The following is a 16,766-nucleotide window of genomic DNA, read 5'->3' on the forward strand; positions in this document are numbered from 1 at the left end:
TGTGACGCCCGATCATCAGGATTTGACCGGTGAATACACTCGACCAGACCGGGCCATCGCATATATTCGATCCGCGCGGAAGATGCAGGAGCTACCGATGACCAAGAAGACCAGCCTGTCATTGAACGCCAAGGAGACAGCAGCCTTGATCGAAAAGGCTAAGCGCGAGGGAGATGGCGACGCACTGGCCATCGCGAGATTCCTGCATCACGAGGTGACGAATGCCTCACGGGTCAGAAAGATATTCCAGTCGCCCAGCTTGTGGCGGAAGCTGCTTGCTGCCCTCGGACGTTAGGCTTCACATCACCAGCGCCGATGGATAGCGAGAATGGGGCAGGCGAACGGTAGCTGAAGGTTTTTCCCGAAATGTGGTTATGGCGCGGCCCCCTCTGAATCTGATCCAAGGTCATTGCTGCCTTATATTGCCCAACGGGGTGCCGCGCCTGCAGCCGTTAGGCTGCAACTGGTAGAGGCTCGGGATCGCGAACCTCAGGAAAGGCTTCATACGAGCGGCCGGTGCGCCACATGTTCAGCATGATGACGGCAAGTTTCCGGGCGACCGCAACTCGCGCCTTGGAAAACCCGATCGCCTCAGCCCGGTCCAGTCCCCAGCGCCTCAGCGCCGTATCATGCTTCTTGGCGACAGCCAGCATCACGGTTGCGGCACTGACCAAGTGCACGCGCGTCATGGGATTGCCCGCTTTGGTGATCCCGCCGTTCCGCGTACTATCGCCACTCTCGAAGATCTTGGGTGTTAGACCGAGATACGCGGCGACATCGGTAGACCGGCGAAATCGGGTCGGTTCCTCGATCGCGGTGAAGAACGAAACTGCCGTGATGCTGCTGACGCCAGGTATTTCGGTGAACCGCCTGCAAAGGTCATTGGACATCGCGAAATCGTGGAGTTCACTTTCCAGGTTCACGATCTCAGTCCTGAGCTTCAGCGACAGCTCAAGGAGCGGCTTCATATGCTGGGTAAGATCATGGCCCGTCTCGGCCCTGACTTCCTCAATGGCGCGCTCCACATGGAATCGGAAGCGACTTGCGTTATGGGTCCGTTCCTTGATCCTAGTGCCATATACCCGCAGCATGGATTTTATCATCAGCTCTGTAGAGACGCGCTGCCGGACCATATTGTGCCGAGCTACCAATTTGGACCGCGTAGCGTAGCATTCGTTGCTCTTGATATGGACCTCAACGAGAAATCCGCGTCCCAGCCGCGCCACTTCGGCTATGCCCCGTGCGTCGTTCTTGTCGGTCTTGTTCTTCCTCAATTCGAGAAAGCGCCGCACGGCAAATGTGTCGTAAGCGTTGGCGTTATAGCCGAATGCCCGGAGGCCCTTCACGACCTGAAGGCTTGTTGAGCAGGCTTCCATGCCTATTGAGCTAACACCATCGGGAAAATGCTCGACAAGCAGGTCCCTGATTTTGGCAGCTTTCGTCGGAAGTTCCTGCTGAATGAGGACTTTGCTGTTGCCATCGATTGCACATAGCGCGGTCGACGCAACGCCCGTATCAAGTCCAATCCAGATTTCTGGCTTCGAATTTTGCGACGTGGTCATCAATGCTCCCTTTAGGCTACCCCTCACAGGCCGAGTGCGGAGTCCGCCGGGGCTCCAAAAATTACTTCGAGGTGGTAGCCTTCTCCGCGACCGCGAAGGGTCGGGGGTGGGCTGATGATGCCTTCACCTTATCATAGGGTTAACAACGTCGTCGGGGTGTGCGTTGTTGGATAGCGGAGCAAGCTAGATCGGTGCGACGGTCACTTGGACCGGGTATCTCATCCCATCAGTCGAAAAAAATTCGGCGCGCCCGCGAGCCGTATTCGGCGAGCGGCGTTCCTGATGGAGAAGCAGAAGCGGCTTATACGCCACGATAATGCCGCGAGGGTTTGAGGGTCCTTGGATGGTCGGAAACCTGATGCGCGTATGGTGATGCAGGTCAGAGTGCGTCTGAACACGTTGCTGGGCGTCGTGGACAAAACGCGTTGATTGTCTGACAGGATACCACATGATTTTCGATGCCATCAAAGCCGATGCCGCTTGTTCCGAGATGAGACGTAAGGTCTAATGAAGCGGCCGCCTCTCTCGGGGCAGCCTCGATCATCGAAAGACTACGCCGCCTGCTTCAACTTATCAGGGCTTGCCAGTTGGTGCAGATAGGCAACGGCGCGTTCGGCATGGGCGGCGGCTTGGACAATGGCGCGGGTGTCGTTTTGCAGCACCTTGATCCAGCTTGCGATATAGCTGGCATGATCGGGGCGCGGCTCAATGCAAAGCCCAAGGTCGGCGGCAAGGAAAGCCGCGCCAAGCTCTGCACACAATTCCTCGCGGGCATAGCCTGCATCGCCCCATTTCTCGCGGCCAAAGCTGCGATCAAGGCGGCTCTCGTGGCGAGTCCAATGCACGGTTTCGTGGCCCCTCGTAGCGTAATATCCGTGGGCATCATGGAAGGCCGCGAAGGGCGGCAGCTGGATGCGGTCGGCTGACGGTATGTAGTAGGCTCTGTCGCCGCCGTGGTTCACGGTTGCCGGGATGCTGGCAAAGAATGCCTCGGCGGCTTCGATGCGCTCCACCTCCGGCGACGGTTCCGGCACAATATGGAAACGCTCGGGCAAGCAGTCGATCTGCGCCACATTGAACACGGTGTAGGTTTTCAGGAAACGGAAGCCCTGTTCCCGATCCTCGCCGCTGGCGTTGTCATGCACAGTCTTGGTGCTGTCGCCATAATAGACCACGGACGCGCCATGCTCCCCCTTACGCACCTGGGCGCCCAAGGCTTGCGCCTGCTTGTAGGTCATCCATGACGGGCTGACGAAACCGGATGCCTGCGCCTCTATCCACAAAAGAAGAACGTTGATCCCTCGGTAGGGCTGGCCGGTGGCGCGCAAGGGGCGAGCCTGACCGGACTTGGCGATGTCACCGCCGCTCCACGGTTTCAGCCAGGGGCGGGTGCCTTGCTCAAGTTCGGCCAGGATGCGGTCGGTGATACGGCTGTGAGGGTCTTGCTTGCCGGTGCTCTGGGTCATTGCTGTTACTCCCTTCCAATCCGCGCAGCGGGTCATGCCGCGCATGACCCCTGCCGACCCGGCGAGGGGCGGAGAGAGTGGGGGCAAGGTCCGGTGCCGGGGGTGGTGCGGGCGCAGCGAAGCGAGCCACGGCCCCAAAGCGGCACCTTGCAGGGAGAGAGAGGCAGAGCCTCTTTCTCCCTCCGGAACTTTGGAAAGGTTGCGCCGCTGGCGGCGCTCAATCGTGAGCTTAGGAAGCCATTCTACAATCGATGCACAGAAGCCGCCCTGCGGCACCGTGCCAGGGCGCGCGTCATGTGATACTCGACGCCACTGCAGCCGATGCCGACCTGCTCGGAGATTTCCGCATAGGTCATGCATTTCAGCCGGTGCATCAGGAAGATGCGGCGGGTCTTGCGCGGCATGGCCAGCAGTGTCCGCCGATAAACCCTCCGGATGTCTCCCTCCTCAATCCCCCACGTCTGCTCGGGAGGCGCCGGTGCATCCCGACCCTCGTCGATGGCACAGGTGACGATATGTGCTGACGCTCTGCGGCGCGCACGGCTGATAAGAAGGTTGCGCGCACATCGGGTGAGATAGGCTGGCGGATTTTCGATTTGTTCGGCCACTCCCGCAGCGAACAGCTTCACGAAAACCTCCTGTGCGAGGTCGGGAGCATCGTCCCCTCCTACGCGCTTTCGGAAGAAGCGCAGGACCCGTGCATATTCAGCTCGGTAAAGAGCCTCAAACGCGGCCATAGAACGGGCGGGGATCATCGCTTTGCCTCCCGACGTTCGCGTTCGTTCAGCGGCGCGTCGCGCGAGGCGCGGTAGAGCGTGATGCCGGCTTCGATGCGGTCTAGGATGAAGGTGTCGCGCTCGATCCTGGCGATGCGGATGTCGGCCTTGGAGAATATGTCGAGATCGACTGCACACCGATTGCCCAGTTCGCTGTCGATGACATCGCGCACCCGCTGCCAGCAACGCTCATCCTTGAAGGCAGGATGGTTGACGACGATCCAGAATTCATAATCCGAGAACTGGATTGTATGCTGGTCCTCATACCATGATCGGCGCGCATAGGGACCGATCAGGACTATCCGCCTGATCTTTCCTGGTCTGGGCGCCTGAACCTTTTCGGGCTCGAAGCAGGCGCGAATGATGCGCGCTATGCGTTCGATCTCATTCTGTTTGCGCCAGACCAGATGATTGACGCGCGCCATCACCACTTCGCGCGCGTAAACGTCGGTAGGAGGTGTCATTTGCAGCTCGCACACCAGCGGTCCGCGCATTCGGGCGCGGATTGTGCAAGCGGTGTCCGCTGTGCGCCGCTATCGCGGCTTCCAGCAACTGCCCGACCTCGGTGGCCGGACCTACATGATGCCTGGCGGGGTTATCCCGGAGATGGCCGCCAGTCCTTCCATCCCGTAGCGCCGAATATGCCAGGCATGCAAAGACCGGGCAAGCTGCCTGGCGGTATCATTGCTTCCCGGAGGCGGCTTCCAGTTCGGCGATCCGTTCCGAGCAGACCTGATGGACAACGCGGCCCAGTTCTTCGACCCGTTCACCAAGCCAGGCCAGATCTTCTGCGCTGATCCGGTAGTGCCTGGAATAGCGGGCCTTGGTGTAGGCCTCCTTCAGCTTCTGGAACATGGCGCGCTCGCGGCGCGAGGTTTCTGGCCAGATGCCGTAGAGGCGGCGGTCCAGCCCTTCGGCCAGCGACCGCAGGAAGGCGATATTGTGGTTGTATGGCGCGTAAAACGTCAGCGTCAGCAGCAAGCACGAGTAGAGCCGTTCTGAAGCCTGATGCATCAGAAAGGCCGCTTCCTTGGGCCGACTCTGCTTTGCTAGTTCTCGCGATGTGTTGAGCCAAACAACCGCGCTTGGATAATACTCCTCAAAATATTCCTTCACCGCTGCCAATGCCTGATCCGGCGTCTTGGGCTTGGGTTCACGCAGCTCCCGGTCGTCGGCTTCGTACAGCGCGATCCCGTCTTTGGCGACTTCCATGAAGAAGACGCGGCCATGGGCGAGGCCGTCATTCACCTCATGCAGCGAATGGACGATGAAATTGACTGGCGTGCGCAGAGTCTTCTCGATCGTATAGGCACGGATCAGCCGCTCCTCGGCTTTTGCCCAGTAAGCCGCCCGGTCGGTCAGTTCCTTTTGGCTGACAATGACGAGGATATCGTAGTCGGACTTGTACTGGTTCGCCGACAGCGGCGCATCCACCCAGTCACCCCGCGCATGGCTGCCAAAGAGGACGACCTTCAGGATGCGCGCACCCTTCCGAGGGCCCGTGGCATTCCCGATCGCGTCGTGGAACTCCTCGAAAATGACCTCAACGATGCGCTCAAGCTCGCGCTGCTTTGCCGCAGGAAGATGGTCGCTATCGGTACGCATAGGCGGGATTCTTTCTGCATTCGCCGTTGTTTGGCAAGCGCAATCGCTGCGAGTCCAACAGCGTGGCCGGACATCCAGCACGCCATCGGAAAGACCAACGTTCGCCGCAAGCGTTGGTACAACGTGGTCAATTGCGCATCGCCGCTGCATATGCTTTCGCAGCGAGGCAGATTTTAGATGACGTTCGCGCCAGTTCGCTTCGGACCAACATGCTCGGGTTAAGCCCCTGAACTTCCTGAACAAAATAACATTTTGAGAGCTAAACCACTGAGTCTTAAGAAAGATTCTTGATGAGATCGCATCGCCGGTGTATGATTTCTTTAGCGTAACTAGCTCGGGAAGGCAGTTTTGACGTCCGGCACCGCCGCCTCGGCTGGATTTGCAGATCGACTGGAGCAGTTGCTCCGGGCGGTCGGACTGCGTGGCGACCCCGACTTTTTGGAGAATGCCGACGAACTAGGGGCGATTCAGGTGGCCCAGCCGGTCCGTTCGGCGTTCGAGCGGATGGGCCTCGTCGGCGCGTTCTGCCCCATGTCCTCCCTTGGATCCGGATCGGTCCGCCGCGTCCCCGTCCTCTACGTAGCCGCCGCCTTCTCCGGGAATGCAGACGCCGTGCACAGAGCCGTTTGGTCTCAGTCCGTCGCGCCGCTGCTCCTGATCGCGACCGAGAACGGATTCGAGATCCGCAACGGATTCGATTACCGGAAGCGGACGCTGTGGCCATGGTCTGAGCTCGACGTAGGCTTGCCCGCCGCGCTCGCATCCCTAACAGCCGCCGCGCTTCGGAGCTCGGCGTCGTGGCGAGACTTCCACGTTCCGACCCGCGTCGACGAGCGTCTCGGCCGCGCTGTGCGAGCTCTTAGCGACGCCACCGTGCGTCGGGACCGCCGGCTTCGCGACCGGCGCGACCTGGTGAACGCGCTAGTCGGTCGGTTTCTCTACCTCTATGTGCTCGCCGATCGCGGTGTCATCGACCAAGCCTGGATCGATCATCTGACGGTCGACGGTCGGCCGGCATGTCCGAACGTGGTGCTGGACGAGAGGGTCGAGGACGGACGGCCGCCGCCTGCCCGGTGGCCCGCCATCCAGACGTGGCGGCTCTTCGATGCCATCGACGAACAGCTCAACGGCTCGATCTTCCCGATCGGAACGACAGACCGCAAGCGTGTTGGCCCGGAGACGCTCCACTATATCCGCCGCGTCCTCCGAGCGGACGACGCGCAAGGCGACCAGATTCAGTACGGCTTCCTCGACGTCGACTATGCGACGATCCGGACCGAGACCATTTCCGCTCTATACGAGTGCTTCTTCGAACTCGAGAATGGCGAAGGCAAGAAAGAGGACGGCGCGTTCTACACGCCCCCGTTTCTCGTCGACTATGTTGTCGACGAGATGGACCACCTGCACCCCTTCAATGCCAATTCGCTTGTCGTAGATCCGGCATGCGGGTCGGGAGCATTCCTCGTCGCGGCCTTTAGGCGCATCGTGGAGCAGCAGCGTTCGGATGGCCACGTCCTGTCTGCCCAACTACTGCATGAGACGCTCGCTCGGTGCGTCGCTGGTTTCGAGATTAAGCAACAGGCAGTCAACGTCGCCAGGTTCAGCCTTTATCTCACGATGCTTGACTACCTGCCCAGATTTACGCTGCGCGATCTGCCGCCGACGGCGGACGGGCAGCGCCTGTTCCCAAAACTCGTGAGCCGTGTCCGTACACAGGATGCCTTCAACGTCCTGCCCTGGGATCTGCGCCGCAAGGCGACGCACGTCCTTGCCAACCCTCCATGGACCAAGGTCCCGGAACCTTCCAAAGCAGACACCTACCGTAAGCGCATTGCAACGCCGAAAAATGGCAGCCTCGTCTCACCTAAGGACGGCATGGCGGAGGTGTTCTACTGGCGCGCGCTGCGCGACCTGTGTGCGCCTGACGGCTACGTGGCGATGGTCCTTCCGACCAAGTCCTTTATCGCTCCGTCCGCGACCGCGTTTCCGGCAGCACTCTCCGAGGCCTCGCGTATCCTCGGCATTACCAATCTCGCCCACTTCCGCGAAAGGCTGTTTGCAAACGCGCGGGAGGCCGCAACGGTCGTCTTCGCGACCCCACACGCGCCCGAGCCGCTCGATTGGACCTGGCGCTACTCGCCGAAGCCTTCCAGCCAGCCCGTCGGCCGGGATGGCGTCCCGTGGGCAATCGTGGTCGATCGAGGGCAGGTGGAGCGCTTCCGGCAGGCCGACCTTGTCCTTCCGGGACACGAATGGTTCCGGGACCTTATGCTGCAGCCGCTCGATCGCCAACTGGCGTCAGTGCTGTCGAGCCCGCGCAACGGCTCGGCCCGGTCGCTGGGAGCGTTTATGAGCGCCGCATCGATTGACGTAAGGCGGGGTGGTAGCCCTAAAGAGACCGGTCTCCCCGCAGACATGCTCCTCAACACCAAGTCCAACCATTATCGCCTGCGGTTGGGGGACCTTCCTGGCACGGAACCCAACTACGTGCTTCCGCCGGAACTTCTGACACAGGTGCCGGTGTCCTTCCGGACGGCTTTCGAGGGCCCGATGCTCCTCATGTCGCGCGCGCAATCCGACTTCCTGCCGGTCGATGGGCCAGCAGCGTACTCCTCGTCGCTGCTCGGCATCCACTTCACAAGTGGGATCCTCTCCCGGCAGGACAGGATCGCCGCACTCCGCGAGATCGGGGCGTTCCCGAGGACGAGCGTCGGCAGATACCTCCTCGCCCTCTTTGGCCGGCTCTGGGTCTTCGACCAGCGCCGGTTCGAAGCAAAGGACCTGCGCAGCCTTCCCTTCCCATATCATGACATGCAGGATTTGCTCACAAACCCCGTTACCGGCTTCGACGACAAGGCCTTCACTTCGTTCTGCCGGATTCGCTTCGGTCAAAGCGCGCTTTTCGAGGCCGCCGTGGCTGAGCATCACGATCTGCGTGAAGGTTATCAGGACGGCCGCCGGCCGGCCGATGGCTCCAATCCGACTGACGACGACGGACGTGATGCCTATGTGACCGTCCTGCGGGAGCAGATTGCGACGCTGCTACCGGAAGAGATTAGCGTCGAATTCGGCGATGCCGATGCCGGCAGCCTTGCCTACCGCATCACTATTGGTGGAGGAGCGGCTCCACCTGCACCCAGACACCGGCAGCAGATCGGCGAGGAGGCGGCGCTTCGGCTGGTGCGCGGCTCGACTAGCACCATAATCGACATAATTAAGCCTGACGTCCGGTCTGCCTGGACAGTCGAGCGTGCCTATGCGGACGCGCTCGCCGCCGTAAGGGAGATCATGGCCGCTTGACTACAACGACATTCCATTCGCGCGTGCCGGGCGGCGGCACTGCAGGCGGTGACGCGCGGGCCAAGGGCTGGGAGCGCTTTGCAGCTATGGCATGCAACGCACTGCGGGACGCGGCGGACATCCTTGGCTCGTATGGACTGGGATTCGACCACACAGCGCTTGACGGATACTGGGCGAGCGGATCGCGTAAGGCGAAGGGCTCGGACGTCGTACTGCCCATGGAGAACGGAATCACCGACCCTCTCGTTCGCGCGCTAGAACTCGTCCGGGCTGCCGCTCCGCCGGAGCATCTCATCAGCCGATATCAGGTCTGCTTCGTCCAGCAGCAGCCCCGCAAGAAACAGAACAAGCTTGGCTCGAAAGCCTACACGACCGACATCCAGGTCAGATCGCTCGTCGTGCCGGACCTTGATCTGCGCATCGAGGCTAAGGTGCTCTTTGGCGGAGGGGACGTCGCCGCGTACTGCGGAAAGAACGGCCTTCTCCGCTTCGCCGACGCCGAACCCTACACAGACCAGCACGTAGGGATGATGCTCGGCTATTCCGTCCGCCGCGATGACGCCCACTGGTTCAAGGAAATCCAGAAGACCGCCACGTCCTTGACCGCCGTCGGGCCGTTCGAGATGCTCGATCTCGATGGAGGTCGTGTCACCGGCTCGCTGGTCAACTCGCATGCGACCGGGCAGGTGCTCGTCCTCCACATGCTCCTGCCATTCGAGACGAATCCGTCCGCGCGGGCGATCGACGCGGCTCCAAAGGAGAAAAAGCCCAAGTGAGCTTGCCCGTTGCCATCGACGGCACTGGGTCAAAGTTTAGCGAAAGAACAACTGCTTCTCTATCGCGGCCCGAGTCCACAGGCACCCACTCTCCGCCGTCGCAAATGCGCCGGTCGTGACTGGTACGAGGCAACGAAGTGCAAATACTGGATTCTGGTCGCCACACGGGCTTCATGCTTCTTTGGGGACGGCACGCAGCCGCCCCATAATGAGGTACTGATCGCCGTCTTCATCCCGCATCTCACAGATGCTCACCTATATGCCCAATGAGCGTCTTGCCCTCGAACTCGGCATGCTCCGCACTCGAGAAATAGATGCGGTGGAAGTAATATTCGGCGTCGCCGGCGCGGGCCGAGCAATGGAGTTTGATATGGGGCTCGCACAGGATCCGGATTGTGCCGTCCTTGCCCGCGAACTGGAAGGTCAGTGCATCCCTGCGGTCCGCGTCCCCCTCCATCGACGTCTCGTAACCTGACATCGCGGTGAATGCCTTCATGCACGCCTGCGTGGTAGGCTGTTCCATGCACTCTGGCATGTCGTCGGCAAGCGAGACGAGCGCGGATACAATCACCGCGACGAAGTCGTTCAGATTGCCTTTAAAGGTGTCGAGACAGCCGGGAAAGCGCTTGCTGAAGACGAAATCCGGGAACGCTTGGCGGCATTCCATGAGAAAGCCGTCGCGATCGCCCTGATATGCCTTGAGTTGCTCGCGCACTACCGCGATCCATTGGTGAAGCGCATTGATGCTCCGCGCCCCTTCTTCCGCCCAAGGTCCAAGCTCACCGACGGCGCCCAGCGTCTCAAGCTCGGCCAAGGCGGTTGACACGGTCCTGTCGATAGCAAGCTGCAGGAGAAGCTGCATGTCCCGGCCAATACCCTCGGTGCTTTCGAAGAGGATCTGGTAGAGAGCGATGTCGGGAAGGACCTCAGCATAGTAAAGGTCTTCGTCCTTGTGGATCGCGTACCCGGCTTCGCGTAGTTCGCCGTCGAGCACAAGCAGCGCCTCTATACGCTGGACCAGCGCTTCGCGCGTCGCATCTGGTGGCGGATCATAACGTCCAAGGCTATGGATGAGGCTCGCCGGCATGGTGGTAAGTTAGCTCTTGGCCTGTGCGGCCAAGGCTCGACGGGCCTTCATCATCTCAGCCAGGTCGGCACCCTGCTGATCGAAAAAGCCGGGTGGCCAGCTCGTGAGCTCGGCCGCCTTATCCATCGTGATCGGGTGGAGAATCGGCTGCCCCGGCCCTTCGCCGAGCGACAGGAACAGGAACCTCGCATCGTCATACGGGATAATGTCTCGCAAAGCGGCGAGGCGGACACCGTTCAGAACATTTTCGCTATGGGTCTCGACAAGAACTTGGACGCCCGATGAGGCTACCGAGGCAAGGAAGATCCCGATCGCGGTCTGGGCGCCGGGGTGGAGATGGGCCTCGGGGTTCTCGACAATCAGCATCGATCCCGGAGCCGCGAGCAGCCCGCTCACTACTACCGGTAAGGCATAGCTGATCCCGAAGCCGGTATTGGCCGGGGGTAACGCTCTCGCCGTTGCACCCCGCCGGCCGATCGCCATCTGTACACGATTGAGATCAGGATGGGGCGTGGTGAAGATTTGCGCTCCCGGTACGAGGCGCCCCATCCAGGCCTCGAGCTGGATCCGGAAGAGGCTGGAATCAGCCACGATGCACAACGGCTTCGCCACCATCCGGCCCTCGGCCTCTGCCTGAGAGATCGCAAACGCCGTGAACTCGCCTGCGTACCCGGTGGAGATGAAGGGTTGGTCGGCCATGGGTTGCAGATCCCGCGGGCCAACCCGCTCCGCGACGAGGTAATGAAATTCCTGCCGAAAGATCGGAAGGGCGCCGGCACGCGCGAGCAGGTCCCCGGGCGCCTCAAGGCAGACGATGCTCGTCGTCGGCTTGGTGTTGCTCGCCTCGAAACTACAAAGGACCGGTTCGGTGTCGTCGCCCGACACCCCCAGGACAACGATGTCGGATTCGATGTCTGCGTTTGTGAGGGTAGCGCTGTTGCCTAGGTTTAACCGATACTCATCGTTGAGCTTGATGCTCAGCAGGGGGTGTCCTCCATCGGTGCCGCTGACCGCTCCGGTTAGGAGGCGTGCTCGATCTCCGGTCTGCCGGAGGAGAAGCAGCGACTGGATCACGCTCGACTTGCCGACCCCGTTTCCGCCGCTCAGCACGGTCAGCCGGTTCAGCGGTATCCGCTCCTGCTGAAAGCATTTGAAATTGGTCAGATGGACGTCGCGGATCATCCGATATGCTCCGCGCAGAGGGCCCGGGCTTTCTCGAACGCGTAGCGCAGCCGGCGCCGATCATTGGTGCCGAATGAGACGCTGTCATAATAGTCGGCGTCGCTATCGAGCTCGTGGGCGATCAGCCCGGCGAAGCTTTCCGCCTCGACGGTCCGGACGTCCTCTTCGTCCCGCTCCGCCAAAACAACAGACCAAGTCGTGAAGAGCGAGTTGTTCATCAGCCTGCGACGTGCGCCCGGAAGCAGATCCTGCGGGCTGCATTTCCGGAAGGCGAAGGCTCCGAAGAGGTGCGCGCTGTTGCGCATGCTGCGCTCGAAGGCAGGGACAAGTTGATCGAACAGGCGGGGGTCTCGGTTTATCGTTTCGATCGTCTGATCTAGGAACCGCTCCATGTTTCCCAAATAGGGCGCCTGACGTTTTAGGTCTGCAAGCCGAAACGCCACGAAGCGGAGCGCGATTTCCTGATCCTGCATGCGCACGGTGCCAACGCTCGAGCAGGTCGCCTCCAGGAAATCGGGCGATCGGGACAGGCTGTGTAGGAGATGCCTCGTCTCCGGCGACGACATGCAGTTGCGGATCTCCTGAGCGTTCAGGGGGCGCCCGCCTTGGTTGATGCGCTTGAAGATGTCGAACTTCACGTCCGCCGGCGTCTGCGGATCGATGATGTTCATCATGATCTGCGTCTGCATTATCCGCTTCCGGAAGCGCTGGTCGATGCATCGGCTCGGATCGTCGTGACGGAAGACCTTGCCCTCCTCTTCCTTAAGATATTCCAGGTCGCGCAGGCGGAGCTCGTTGTCGAGGAACTGCTTGATGACTGTCAGCCGCTGCAGACCGTCAACGACCTGCAGGCGTCCGGCGTGATCCTGTGCGAGGTAGAAGACCGGCAGCGGGATGCGCAGCATGATTGATTCGATGAGGCGCGACCGCGCGCCGATATCGGTCCATACGAACTGGCGCTGGAAATCGGGCGACAGGTTGATGTCGCCGTCCTTGATCATGTCATAGACGAGGCTGATGTTAAATGGTTTCGTGTCGACCCGGATGAACTCCGGATCGTATGGGAAGGGCTCGGGTGAATCATCTTCGAATTCCTCCGTCACCTCTATGCCCGCAGCCTCCTGAATCGACCGCTCAGCCAGTGTTTGTATGAAGACTTCGCCTATCTCACCCGCCGTTGATCCGATATCCTGGGACTTTTCGATTTTGACGATCCGGCCAGCTTCACCCGTCGTGATGGTAAGCTCATGCGGCACGTCTTCTGCGATCCAGCGGGACAAGCCGTCGGGCTGCGACTGATCCAGCCGCAGCGCGACCAATGCTAGTTCTCCTGAAGCGAGGCGGATGGGAATCTGCAAGGCGTGCTCCGATAAAGGCTCCGACAGTGATATATCCTCACTGTACGAAACAATCTATCGCCCTCTCGTTACCTGCCGTTCGACAGCTGTCCGGGCCGCTTCAAACGTGCAAAGGTAGATCCACATGAGAAGTTCTACGCCAAACGACAAGCGTTTGCGAAGATTGGCCAACAGGTAGCTTCGTCGCCCACGTCCAACTTGATCAATGAATATTCGGAACTAAATATTATCCGACTGACTCAATAATCGCCATCTTCATCCTTATCGCCGCCGTCATCTTCCTCGTCGGCCTCGACACCCATCAGCCCGAGCAGCCCTCCAGCCGCACTTGTCCCGGCGCCGGGTGCCTTTCGCTCGTCGTCCGAAGGCTCCGGTAATTCAGCCGACGTGAAACACGGCCCGGCAACGATCTTGTCCAATTGCGCCTCAAGATCCGCTTCCATGGCCAAAGTTGCTTCGAGCACCCAGAGGAGTTCAAGCAATTCCTCGCTCATTCGGGCTGTCCAGCGTTCCGGACGAATGAGGTCCAAGGGTGAAGATTTCTTCCCCGCACGCTTTTTCATGCGATAGCCGAGCCAGGACTGAACCACTTTAAGGCCCGAAACCTCGAACTCCCAGACTTCGGCCGTAACCGGTCCAATTCGGCCAGTCCCGATAAAGATTTCGCCCGAGTCCGGATCGAAGCTGTAAGTCTCAGGGTATTGGGTTGGGCTGTCGGAAACCCCCTTGATGATCTTGGCTGAACCGGCTGACACCTCGTCGCCACGGTCATCGCCCCTGAACCGCTCGGCGTAGGTGTGTAGCCAGATCAGCTTGCGGCCTAGCTTCGCCGTGTCCGCAAAAATCTTGCTACTCTTCGTCAGCGGGACGCGCGGACCAGGAGTCTCGAGTTCATTCCAGAAGCGCCGGGTGTATGACTGCCCTCCCAACGCCGCATAGACATAGGCCGCAAGGTCTTCTGGTGTGACCTCGGTATCGTATTCCGTCGCAAGCGCTGCCAAGAGGCCCATAGTTATATTCGGATCGGTCCCGGCTGCATCACGATACAGCGGGAAAACGTCTTTCCCGCCTCGACCGCAAAAGACGTCAAGATCGGGAAGCTCTGAGGTGGCAGTCATTGCCGCACCCACACCAAGCATCTTTGTCATAAGTGAAGCGAAGAACAGGTTGGCTTCACCTCTGGCCTTAACCAATGGTGGCCGGATATAGTCAGCAAGCCGATTATCAATCAGCGCGTATTGGCGGTCGAATGATCGATAGCAATAGCGGCCGACCTCAGGAGCGGGATCGCCTATCACAAGGTTCGCGAGAGCAGTGCCGGCCACGCCTTCGAAATTCGAATATGATTTGGAGATCTTCCGATCGCGTGATTCCTTAAAAAGCTTCTTCCGCGCATCGATGGGTGCCGAACATAGCTCTTTCCAACGCCGGCCAAGCGTCTCGGCGTTTTCACCAATGGGCCAAACTCTTTTGAACTGGGAGCCGCTGTGCTGCCAAGGGAAGATGTTGGCCAGTTCAGGCCAGAAAAAATAGGCAGCATTTGATTTCGGATAAAATGGGTCAAGCCAGCCATCTGAGACGGATTCCCAAGGAAAGCTGTCTATTTTATCTAGAGCGTCCAGTGCGAGGAGTTTGGCGGCTCGATTGTCTGCCTCAACCCGCACATATTTGACATTGGCAGCCTTCGCGGTGTCCCTTGCTCCGGATCGAACGCCGATTGTGATAGCGACCGGGGTCTGAATGTTGAAGACATTGGGCGTTTTTCGCGTCCCGAGTAGATCGCCCCCAAGATTGATCACATAAATTTCGTCGAACTCGCGCCGCATATGTTCGCGCATACCCACGAAGGCCGGGCCGCCGAGAAAGCTGGACGCGGTGATGAAGGTCACAATGCCGCCGCAGGTCTGCTGCTCGAACAGTCGCCAGAGCGCCCAACGCCAGAAATAGACATAATCATTGTATAGGTTCTTCAGGTGGACCCCGGCTCCAGCTTTCGTCGCAGGATCAGTGAAATCCTTGAAAATTGGGCGTTCCCCTTGCTCTTCAACCTTGGCTCCACCTTCAATCTGGTCGCCAAATCGGACCCAGCCACCTTTACGCTTGGTGGAGGTGTCTCCATCCTCGATATGTTGCCGATCGTATGGAGGATTGCCGAGGCAAACGAGGATTTCGCCACCCTGCTTCACCTTTCGTGCAGCCTCATGCTCCTGAGTCAACGCCTTGTGTGTCAGGTCCAGCCCGCCAGGAGGAGCCTTGTTCGGACTTGCAAGCGTGTCGGCGAGATAGATGTTGAGCCGCTTGTCTAGCTTCTCTTCAGGTTCCCCTCCGGCTTTGGCGTTATTCATCGCGCCTTCGAGCGCCTGTGTCAGCCTGAGGTGGGCAACGGCATAAGGTCCGACGAGTATTTCGAAGCCATGCATATTCTCGGCCATCTGCCGGGCACGTGCGGGCACGGCGCCTGGACCGGATCGAGTACGAACTTTCTCTAGCCCGTGTTTGACTGCTGCGACGGGATAGGTGCCGGTGCCGACGGCCGGGTCTAGAAAGACCACGCCGTCATCAGCGAAGCCGAGCTTCTTGCTGAACCGCTTTTCCAGCAACTCGCTGGCCAGCCGCACCTGCAATTCAACGACTTCGCGAGGGGTGTAATAGACACCGTAATCCTTGCGCAGCTTCGGATCGTAGGCGGCGAGGAAGTCCTCGTAGAAATAGAGCCACAGATCGGGCTTGGATTTCAGGAAGTCGTGCGGGTTGAGCCCCTCCAGCGACCGCTGGAGCATTTCGAATCCGACCGACAATTCCTTTCGGGCGTCCGGCTGACCGAGCAGTTCAAGCGTGCGGGCAAGGAGGCCGTTGTTCTTGTCGAGCGTCTTAGCTGCTTCGGCTGGGTCGAGCTTGTTTGCCCCTGAAAGCCGGGCCAGGAGCATCGCGTAAGTGACTGTCTGGGCGTAGGCATCAGCGAATTTCCCCTTATCTGAGTCCGGGAAGAAGAACTGTCGCCACTCGTTTGCGAGGAGTTCTACCGCTGAGCCAGACTGATCAAGGGCGTTCTCGACCTCCGAGCGTAGGAAACGGCTTAGGGGGGCGAGATATTTGGCCAGGCTGGATGGGTTTTGGGGGACATTAGGGGTCCAACCGAGAAAATCCCGGAAGAGTCGCTCCAACCCATCGGCATCATCCTTCTGGACCGCAGCCTTGCCTTTATCGGTGGGATCGTCGTGCAACCGCACAATCGGCTGGCTGTCGGGGCGCTCGCCCGTCCGGTAAAGCGCCCACTCTTGCCCATCCGTATAGATGAGGTTGGGCAGACCCTTCAGCTTCTCCCATTGCCTCTTGTTATGATCGCCCTTTAGTTTTGGCGCATCGGCACCGAGGCCCGGGGCTTTCAGTTCGATGTAGCCACAGATCAGCCCGTCGACATAGACCGCGATGTCGGGGCGGACCTTGTGATCAGAGAGATGAGCTTCGGTTCGCGTTTCGACCGTCAGGCCGTATGAGACGCCAGCCCCTGCGAGGAGATCGGCAACCACTGGCTTGAGCTGATCTTCCGGAGAAGCTGAACCGGGAAGGGCGAACTTGGCCTTTAGCTTGTCAGCAAATGCTTCTAATTCTCCCAGATTCACTGATAGCCCCGTTTGCCACACCCAATGATTG

Annotated in this window: 12 protein-coding genes; 3 read left to right on the top strand and 9 right to left on the bottom strand. The window is 59.9% G+C overall.

Annotated elements, in window-relative coordinates:
• Positions 1 to 97: 97 nt before the first annotated feature.
• Positions 98 to 295 carry a hypothetical protein gene (locus tag RLDS_RS36060; RefSeq protein ID WP_007677347.1) on the top strand — a complete coding sequence of 66 codons (198 nt, stop codon included), beginning with the start codon at positions 98 to 100 and terminating at the stop codon, positions 293 to 295.
• A 157-nt stretch (positions 296 to 452) separates the two neighbouring features.
• On the opposite strand, the gene RLDS_RS36065 is transcribed toward RLDS_RS36060, so the two are convergent.
• The 5 genes from RLDS_RS36065 to RLDS_RS36085 all read right to left on the bottom strand — a co-directional run bounded on the left by RLDS_RS36065 (position 453) and on the right by RLDS_RS36085 (position 5,409).
• Positions 453 to 1,562 carry an IS110 family RNA-guided transposase gene (locus RLDS_RS36065; RefSeq protein ID WP_021225323.1) on the bottom strand — a complete coding sequence of 370 codons (1,110 nt, stop codon included), beginning with the start codon at positions 1,560 to 1,562 and terminating at the stop codon, positions 453 to 455.
• 551 nt (positions 1,563 to 2,113) lie between these two features.
• Positions 2,114 to 3,028, bottom strand: a complete 915-nt coding sequence (locus RLDS_RS36070) for an ArdC family protein (protein WP_021225324.1) — start codon at positions 3,026 to 3,028, stop codon at positions 2,114 to 2,116.
• Positions 3,029 to 3,270: 242 nt separating this feature from the next.
• Positions 3,271 to 3,783 (bottom strand): sigma-70 family RNA polymerase sigma factor, encoded by a 513-nt coding sequence (locus tag RLDS_RS36075; protein ID WP_084514716.1) that lies wholly within the window; start codon positions 3,781 to 3,783, stop codon positions 3,271 to 3,273.
• On the bottom strand, positions 3,780 to 4,268 hold the full coding sequence (locus tag RLDS_RS36080) for a hypothetical protein (protein ID WP_236616823.1): 489 nt from the start codon (positions 4,266 to 4,268) through the stop codon (positions 3,780 to 3,782). Before RLDS_RS36080 ends, RLDS_RS36075 begins: the two co-directional genes overlap by 4 nt.
• A gap of 217 nt (positions 4,269 to 4,485) precedes the next feature.
• Positions 4,486 to 5,409: a HEPN domain-containing protein gene (locus RLDS_RS36085; protein WP_021225327.1), complete on the bottom strand. Its 924-nt coding sequence runs from the start codon at positions 5,407 to 5,409 to the stop codon at positions 4,486 to 4,488.
• A gap of 348 nt (positions 5,410 to 5,757) precedes the next feature.
• Here RLDS_RS36085 and RLDS_RS36090 point away from each other — a divergent pair, with 348 nt between their 5' ends.
• Both RLDS_RS36090 and RLDS_RS36095 read left to right on the top strand, forming a co-directional pair.
• Positions 5,758 to 8,709 carry an HsdM family class I SAM-dependent methyltransferase gene (locus tag RLDS_RS36090; protein WP_021225328.1) on the top strand — a complete coding sequence of 984 codons (2,952 nt, stop codon included), beginning with the start codon at positions 5,758 to 5,760 and terminating at the stop codon, positions 8,707 to 8,709.
• On the top strand, positions 8,706 to 9,485 hold the full coding sequence (locus tag RLDS_RS36095) for a hypothetical protein (protein WP_152528019.1): 780 nt from the start codon (positions 8,706 to 8,708) through the stop codon (positions 9,483 to 9,485). The genes RLDS_RS36090 and RLDS_RS36095 overlap by 4 nt, the downstream gene beginning before the upstream one ends.
• 241 nt (positions 9,486 to 9,726) lie before the next feature.
• Here the strand turns inward: RLDS_RS36095 and RLDS_RS36100 are convergent, their stop codons facing one another.
• The 4 genes from RLDS_RS36100 to RLDS_RS36115 all read right to left on the bottom strand — a co-directional run bounded on the left by RLDS_RS36100 (position 9,727) and on the right by RLDS_RS36115 (position 16,735).
• Positions 9,727 to 10,572, bottom strand: coding sequence for a hypothetical protein (locus tag RLDS_RS36100; protein WP_021225330.1), 846 nt, complete (start codon positions 10,570 to 10,572; stop codon positions 9,727 to 9,729).
• A gap of 9 nt (positions 10,573 to 10,581) precedes the next feature.
• Positions 10,582 to 11,754: an AAA family ATPase gene (locus RLDS_RS36105; protein WP_021225331.1), complete on the bottom strand. Its 1,173-nt coding sequence runs from the start codon at positions 11,752 to 11,754 to the stop codon at positions 10,582 to 10,584.
• Complete coding sequence (locus RLDS_RS36110; protein ID WP_021225332.1) at positions 11,751 to 13,073, bottom strand: GmrSD restriction endonuclease domain-containing protein; 1,323 nt, start codon at positions 13,071 to 13,073, stop codon at positions 11,751 to 11,753. The genes RLDS_RS36105 and RLDS_RS36110 overlap by 4 nt, the downstream gene beginning before the upstream one ends.
• A gap of 278 nt (positions 13,074 to 13,351) precedes the next feature.
• Entirely contained in the window at positions 13,352 to 16,735 is a 3,384-nt protein-coding gene (locus tag RLDS_RS36115) for a type ISP restriction/modification enzyme (RefSeq protein WP_021225333.1), read from the bottom strand.
• Positions 16,736 to 16,766 lie beyond the last annotated feature (31 nt).

This window comes from Sphingobium lactosutens DS20 (genome assembly GCF_000445105.1).
Lineage (GTDB): Bacteria > Pseudomonadota > Alphaproteobacteria > Sphingomonadales > Sphingomonadaceae > Sphingobium > Sphingobium lactosutens.